Source organism: Microcoleus sp. A6-C6, from assembly GCF_036705955.1.
GTDB lineage: Bacteria > Cyanobacteriota > Cyanobacteriia > Cyanobacteriales > Microcoleaceae > Microcoleus.
Window position 1 is genome coordinate 1 of sequence record NZ_JAUBVR010000157.1, and the last position, 4,033, is coordinate 4,033.

General features: G+C 49.7%; 3 protein-coding genes. 1 reads left to right on the forward strand and 2 read right to left on the reverse strand.

Going from position 1 to position 4,033, the window contains the following annotated elements; genetic code table 11:
• Both QUB52_RS28725 and QUB52_RS28730 read right to left on the reverse strand, forming a co-directional pair.
• A partial coding sequence (locus QUB52_RS28725) for an AMP-binding protein (protein ID WP_332975638.1) occupies positions 1-285 on the reverse strand: 285 nt, incomplete at its 3' end.
• Between the two features lie 503 nt (positions 286-788).
• On the reverse strand, positions 789-1,046 hold the full coding sequence (locus QUB52_RS28730) for a hypothetical protein (RefSeq protein WP_332975637.1): 258 nt from the start codon (positions 1,044-1,046) through the stop codon (positions 789-791).
• A gap of 41 nt (positions 1,047-1,087) precedes the next feature.
• On the opposite strand from QUB52_RS28730, the gene QUB52_RS28735 reads away from it, so the two are divergent.
• The gene (locus QUB52_RS28735) at positions 1,088-3,922 is read left to right on the forward strand and encodes a TonB-dependent receptor domain-containing protein (protein WP_332975636.1); all 2,835 of its coding nucleotides are present in this window, start codon (positions 1,088-1,090) and stop codon (positions 3,920-3,922) included.
• The last annotated feature ends 111 nt before the right edge of the window (positions 3,923-4,033 follow it).

The window sequence follows — 4,033 nt, forward strand, 5'->3', positions numbered from 1 at the left end:
CGCTTTGGCGTACAAACATCCAAAAAAGGCGGCGAGATAGTCCAATCCGGGCCCGAAAAGCAGTAAGACTCGTTCGCCGCCCAGGCCCAAGGCCTGAAGCCGCGCCGCGTGCGATCGGGCGATCGCATCTAACTCTCGATAAGTCAAACTGGCGGTTTCAGTTTTTCCGTCTAACAGAAATGTATATTTCTGCTCAGGTTGGTGTAACGCTCTGTTTTGTAGGAGTTCTACTAAATTGGTACAACTTTCGGTGAGTTGGTTTCCCTTAATGCTTTCGTCACTCATCGATTCTTTTTTACCTATAAATCTTGTTTGCAGTACGCCAACCAGTTCCGCCAAATTCTTTCCACATAGACGTTCTGTGAACAGTTTTCGGGCGTTACGAGTCTCTTATCAGCGCGTTTGAGTCTTCAATCCGGGTATTAGCGCTGCTTTTCACGTTTTGTTGTCGATCGGGCTATTCAGCAATGGCTCCGGGGCGATTTCAGTCCGAGCCAGCTTTGATATCAGCTTCAGGGGCTTTACGGCTATCGACTTTAAGTATCCTATGCTAGATGATATCTATTGTCAAGAGTTCTTGAGATAATTTTTTGACTCCTATCGTTTCCTATATGACATTTTTTTTAACTCTTGCCATAGTATTTTAGGCGATCGTTTGTCTACCTCTGACAAGCAACCATAATAGGCAAGTGCTGCCTAACTAGATAGAGGGGTGACACCCCCTATCTTAAAATGCAATAATTTTTCATTAGTTAACTCTTGACAGATGCAAGTGCTCTGTTATCTAATTAAGTGACTTTCTCATTAAGCATCCAGCGACTACTTCCTTTAACCGAGGAAAGTGCCAACCGTGGGCGATCGTCCACAGTTGGCATCGGACTGAGGCGATCGCCCTCAAGCACTTCCTGCCAGACAAAGGCTGCTAGCGACGGGAAAATCCGATCGAACTGCGCCGGACAACTGGGCCGGATCTTCGGCTGGTTAGTTTCACTCCTGCCCAGAAGAGCAGCAACCCTGCCACAAATCGTGTTGTGTAAGCAACGCAAACCACATATCCGAAGTTCTATCAATTCTTGATTTAACAGTAATGAAAAGATCGCAGCTATTATTAAGCAGCCTTGGGCTGGCAGGAATCGTGTCGGCGTTAGTCGCTGGGCCGACGTGCGCTTCCAACATCGCGCAGGTGACGGGCGTTCGCCTCAACCCCACGCCAGAAGGCATTGAAATCATCCTAGACACAGAAGATGGAAGACCCCTGCAAGTCTTCAGCACCAGCTTTGGCGAAACTTTACAAGTTGACGTGATCACCGCTCAACTGCGATTATCGGGGGGAAATGAGTTTCGTCAAGACAAACCGGCTGCGGGAATTGCTTCTGTCACCGTTACTCCTTTAGATAACAACAGCATCCGAATCAAAGTCATTGGCGAGAGGGGTCAACCAGTGGCACGGGTGATTCCTAATGCTGCGGGTCTGATTCTGAGCTTAAAACCCACCTCGGAAATGACGGCTCGCCCGCCTGCACCGGCTCCTACAACACAGCGGCCGGGGACACCCGGAGAACCCGCAGCACCGACAGGACAGCAGGTAGAGATACCCGCAGAACCTTTCCCACCGACAGCGCAGCCACCAGGGATACCCGCAGAACCTTTCCCACCGACAGCGCAGCCACCAGGGATACCCGGAGAACCTTTGCCGCCGACAGCGCAGCCACCAGGGACGCCAGGAGAACCCGCAGCACCGACAGCGCAGCCACCAGGGACACCCGGAGAACCCTTGCCGCCGACAGCGCAGCCACCAGGAACATCGACACAGCCACCCGCTATAACGCCACAGGTAGGGAGAGACGCGATTGAAATCGTCGTCACTGCAACGCGAACCGCAGAAAGAGTGACGAACGTGCCGCGCTCCATAACGGTGATAGACTCAGAAGAACTTCAGCAGCAGGTAGGGGCATCGAGAAATATCGGGGAAGCCCTGGCAAATCAAGTTCCTGGTTTCGCGCCCCCGACTCAACTTAGTAGCACTTATGGACAAACTTTGCGGGGTCGAGATGTTTCCGTTCTGATTGACGGCGTGCCACAAACGACTAATCTTCAATCTTTTGGCAGAGAATTTAGAAACATCGATCCCAGCGCGATCGAACGCATTGAAGTAGTGCGGGGGTCTACCGCAATCTACGGCGCTCAGGCTACAGGTGGCGTGATTAATATCATTACTCGTCGGCCAACGGAGGAAAGGCTAACTGCTGTTACTGAAGTGGGCGTCAATAGCGCTTTAACAAACACAGAAGATTCTCTGGGCTTTAACGCTCAGCAGACGATTTCTGGCCGAAGTGGCAATTTCGATTTCACCGGCACTGTCTCTCTCGCCAGAAGTGGAGCTTTTTACGATGCCGGGGGCGATCGTATTCCCTTTTTTGAACTCGGCGGAGATAGCAGCACCCTCTTCAACGTGATGGGTAAAGTCGGCGTAGATTTGGACACCCAACAGCGGCTGCAACTAACTGTCAATCACTATCGGGAAACCCAAGACCCCAATGTGATCCAAGACTTTAGCGTTGACGACCAGGAAGGACGGCAAAAAGCCCGCGCCATCCGAACCGGAAATTTGGATATCGACGGGGAAACAGCGGGAAATAAAAGTACACAGATTAACCTAAGTTACACCAACCAAAACCTTTTTGGCAGCAGCCTTCAAAGTCAAATTTACTATCGAACGAATTCCAATGTAGGTGTTCCTTCAGATTACCGCACGTCCGATTTCTTTGGGCCATTTCTCGGCGTTACTCGTTCGCGAGCCGAGAACGAACAGATAGGAGGTAGATTGGCGATCACCACTCCTTTATCCCGCGCCGAAAATCTTCGATTAACTTGGGGTTCTGACTATGTTACTGAAGATAGCAGACAGCGTTTCGACTTGTACGACCCGGAGAGATTTGACACAAGTGGTGGCCGGGTTTACCGGAAAATCTCCGAGCGTCCTTTCGTGCCTGCTTACACTTACAACAGCCTTGGCCTTTTCGGTCAATTGGAATGGAATATTGACGATATCGTCATTTTAAGTGGCGGGATACGTCACGAGCGCGTCGGGTTAGAAGTCAATGATTATACCACTTTTAACGATCGCCAGATCCAAGGAGGCGATCGCAAATTTAACGCCACCCTATTTAATACAGGGGCTGTGTATAAAATTAATGACACCTTCAACATATTTGGCAACTTTTCTCAAGGTTTCTCAGTTCCAGATTTCGGCCGCATCCTTCGCGAACCGCCCGACGATTTTGTCGGAATTGAATCTTCGTTAAAAGTAACTCAACCGCAAAAAGTCAACAACTACGAAATTGGCATTCGAGGAGGGTGGCAATCCGTGCAAATGTCGCTTGCCGCTTTCTACAATACCTCGGATCTAGGAGTGAATTTTCAACCAGTTGGCAACACAGGTCGCCTGGAACTAATCCGCGCCCCAGAACGCATTTACGGCTTAGAAGGGACGGTGGATTGGCAACCGGCACCAGCATGGTCTCTCGGCGGAACCGCTACTTATATTCAAGGCGAATATCAGGAGGAAAACCGTTACATCGCCCTCGATAGCAGCCGAATTCCACCGCTCAAGCTAACAGCTTATCTCCAAAACGAAACTTTGGAGGGATGGAACAATCGGTTACAATTCTTATATTCTGGAAATCGCGATATAGCCTTCAAAGACGGCTCCGATGGCGGCCCGATTAGCAGCTATCTCACAGTGGATTACATCAGCACAATTCAATTGGGAAAAGGGCAACTACAAGTCAAAGTCGAGAATTTATTGAATAATCAATATTTTTCCGTGCTGTCGCAATACTTAGCTGGATTTGGCTCGGACAGCTCTAATTATGCAGGCAGAGGTTTGACTCTCAGTGTTAATTACCGCCTTAACTGGTAATTACAACAGATTGCAGGTTTATGAGGTAGTTTACTATCCCCCGTAGGGACACTCCAAGAACCCAAGGCGTGTCAATTTAAGCTGTTAGTCTGCCAGTCCTCGCACCCGCTA